The sequence below is a fragment of the Pseudomonas panipatensis genome, assembly GCF_900099785.1.
Taxonomy (GTDB): domain Bacteria; phylum Pseudomonadota; class Gammaproteobacteria; order Pseudomonadales; family Pseudomonadaceae; genus Pseudomonas; species Pseudomonas panipatensis.
The window spans coordinates 1-3,023 of the sequence record NZ_FNDS01000026.1; the positions used below are offsets into that span (position 1 = coordinate 1).

3 protein-coding genes are annotated in these 3,023 nt (G+C 61.5%); all 3 read right to left on the reverse strand.

What is annotated here, in order from left to right; all coding sequences use genetic code 11:
• A partial coding sequence (locus BLQ74_RS27595) for a hypothetical protein (RefSeq protein ID WP_212633179.1) occupies positions 1-467 on the reverse strand: 467 nt, incomplete at its 3' end.
• 2 nt (positions 468-469) lie between these two features.
• Positions 470-2,770 carry a M23 family metallopeptidase gene (locus BLQ74_RS26810; protein WP_090268550.1) on the reverse strand — a complete coding sequence of 767 codons (2,301 nt, stop codon included), beginning with the start codon at positions 2,768-2,770 and terminating at the stop codon, positions 470-472.
• A gap of 22 nt (positions 2,771-2,792) precedes the next feature.
• Positions 2,793-3,023, reverse strand: a 231-nt coding sequence (locus BLQ74_RS26815; protein ID WP_090268552.1) for a DUF2345 domain-containing protein, incomplete at its 5' end; no start/stop codon positions are given.

Consider the following 3,023-nt stretch of genomic DNA (forward strand, 5'->3'; position numbering starts at 1 on the left):
CAGAGAATCTGCTTCTGATCGGTAAGGCAGAAGCCGAGGCCTTGGAATCGTCTGGACCGTTCGCCTGTAGTTTGATCGTATGTGGATGCTGCTCCGCTAGTACCATTCCCCCTCAATGGATACAACTTCACTCGCGCTAGATTTTGAGGGTCGCTCTTATTAGGAATCAGCACCCATACTCCATCCTGATTACCTAAGCCCAAATCAGTAAATGCTTTTCGCCCCTTACCTGTATCACAGAAGAATAGAATAGAGACTTCAACCGAATTGCGCAGCTTCGGATTAAACGGGAGGTTGTAGACCGCTGCGGTTCCGCTAGTGGTTAGCCTTAGACTTCCCTTGTAATGGTCACTAAGTTTGAAGTGACACCCACCGAACTCAGCTTCTCGCATTACTCCGTGGGCTGTGGGATTCGCCATGGCAGCAGAAGCTGCAAAACTCAAAGCCCAGAAACATAGATAGCGCATAGTCAGATTCTCCTTGGAATATAACCTTCCGGCTGCTCGTGTTGGCCCCCGATGGTATCGGGAAAACGCAATCCTTCGGACAGCACCATCAAGGCGCTGATATAGCCCTGGTAGCGGGCCTGGATTCCATTGACATGGGCGAGACTGAAAGGGTCATTCACGGGTTTGCCGAAGTTGACGGTGGCCGCTACTTGGCCAAACGGCACGCTGCTGTAATAGACGAACGTGTGCGCGCCAGTCACCGTCTGCCTGAGCATGACCGGCGCTTGATCGGCAAACCGCGCCGCTCCCGACCAGGACCAGTAAGCACATGCGCTAGGCCCAGTGTCGTCTTGATCATCAGCCACATCATTCCGCCATTGGATCATTTCCACCGTCAGTTCGTGGAAATTGCTATCGCGCAGCGCGCTGTTGTTCTGATGCTGATGCGCTATTTGCGCAGCGCTCCGGAGCTGCTGACGAAGGGCTTCACTGACTACCCGACCACGGAAACGCCAGTACTTGATGTAGTTGTCAGCATGTGTCAGTTGCAGAAAGCCGCGACCGTCCCAGGGTGAGTACCAGGCACTTGGATTTTGTTCATACAGCTTGCTGAACCACTGCGTTTCCTGCATCGCATTGCCGAAGAAGGCTGCCAAGCGATATGGGCTGCCGGCAATGCCATGCGTGCGCAGTGACTTATTTAGTTTGGAACGACGTGCCTCCAACTGCCTCGCAGTCTGATCCAAAAATCGGACCGGCTCCGACACCCAATACCCATGCACCTTGCGCAATGCCGACATGGGCAGCAGTTGTGTCAGCTCTCCCGCGCTCAACCAACCACACTGGCGAAAGGCTTCGATAAAGGCCCGTGGCGGCAAGTGCCAGTGGCGGCTGTCGATGTCGCTCAGGTTGGCGTCTTCCCAGAAGGCCAGCGCCATCTGGTGGGCTTTGAGGTGCTGGTACTGCTGGGCGGCCTCGGCGTTGTCGCGCTGGAGCTTCAGCCACCAGCCGTAGCGGCTGTCGAATTCGCTGTGCGCCCACTCGGAGGGGAAGCGGAAGGCGAAGCGCTGGAGCTTGCGGTACTCGGCTTGCAGCGCGGAGACGTTGCGCTGGCATTCGATTTCGTAGCGTTCCGCCAGGAAGTCGCGGTCTTCTGCCGGCAGGCTGTCGTAGGCCGGGGAGCTGGCGAGGCTGATGGCGTCGGTGCCGTCGGGGAAGATCGGTTCCTGGTCCAGTTTCAGCACCGCGCGAACGGTCGGCGACTGGCAGTGGGCGTCGCTATCGCTGTCGTCATCGAGCAGTTGCCAGCCCAGCCAGTGCGGAAAATCGGCGTCGCTGAAACAGGTGACCGCCGGGGCGTTCAGGTTGACCCAGGCCGCGCCGGCGGGCAGTGCGATTTGCCGCCAGTGCGCGGCTTGCTCGGGCCGCAAGGCATCGGGGCCGAGCACCCGCCCCCAGCGAAGCAGCTCGTAGCCGGCGCTGGGGCAGGCCGGATAGCGTTCGCAAGCGGTGGCATAGAGGTCGTATTCGAAGCCCTCGGTTTCCGCCCGCTCGCCGAGCACTTCGCCGGTCTCGCTCAGGGTGCTCAGGGTGCACTGCCCTTTGGCATAGCGCAGCCGGACGAACAGGCTCTGCTCCGGCCGGGCGACACTGCCGGCCGCGGCGTTGTCGGGGGCGAGCCAACTCGCCGGGCGCGCGTCGTAGCACGGCAGCTCGGGCGGCAGGTGGAAATGCGCGTCGCCCCAGCAACTGTCGGTGCGCCCGTTGCCGCGCCGAGGGTCCAGCTTCGCGCTGCTGCGCCCCAGCAAGGCCACCGCGTCGTTGGCGATGATCTCGAAGTGGATCTTGTCCGAGGCCCCATCGATCATGCCGGCCTGGCCCAGCACGTCCTTGCGGTAGACCGGCATGCCCACCTGCCGAGGAACGGCCGGGGCAATGCTCGCCAGGTGCTGGTAGATCGAATAGAACACCACTCGGGCAGACTCGCCCTCGCCGATCTCGGTTTCGTGGCGCAGCACGATGCAGCCGTTGTCCGTCCAGACGCCCTGGTAATTCAGGGCATGGTGCATGTCGTCATTGCGCTCGGTGGGTTGGCGCAGGTAGGCGAGCGTGCCGTCGGCGATCGCCCGCACAGGCAGGATTTCCCGGCCTTCTTGCCCTTCGCTGCGCGCGCTCAGGTGCACGCCGCCATGCCAGTTCAGCTCGGCGCTGACGGGAAACGCCCCATCCCCGGGGACGCCTTCGCGCATGGCGCGGTCGAGGTAGGCGGCGTCCGTTTCATTGGCAACCTTGGCCGGGAGGAAGGGAGGACTGATGATCATGGGCGGCTCCTTGCCACGCGGCTCAAAGCGAGAACGGCTTGGCGCGCTTGCGCGCGGTGCTGCCCTGCTCTCTTTGCTTGTCGGCCAGCCAGGGTAAATCGGGGTTCAGCCTGGCCTGCGCCTCGACACGTTCGAAGTGCACCGACTTGACGTTGTAATCGCCCAGGGTGCCGCACTCGATTCGGTTCTGGTCGAGGGTGATGTAGCTGCCCCCGGCGTTGAGGGTGATCTTCTTCTTGGCGGTGATGCGGAC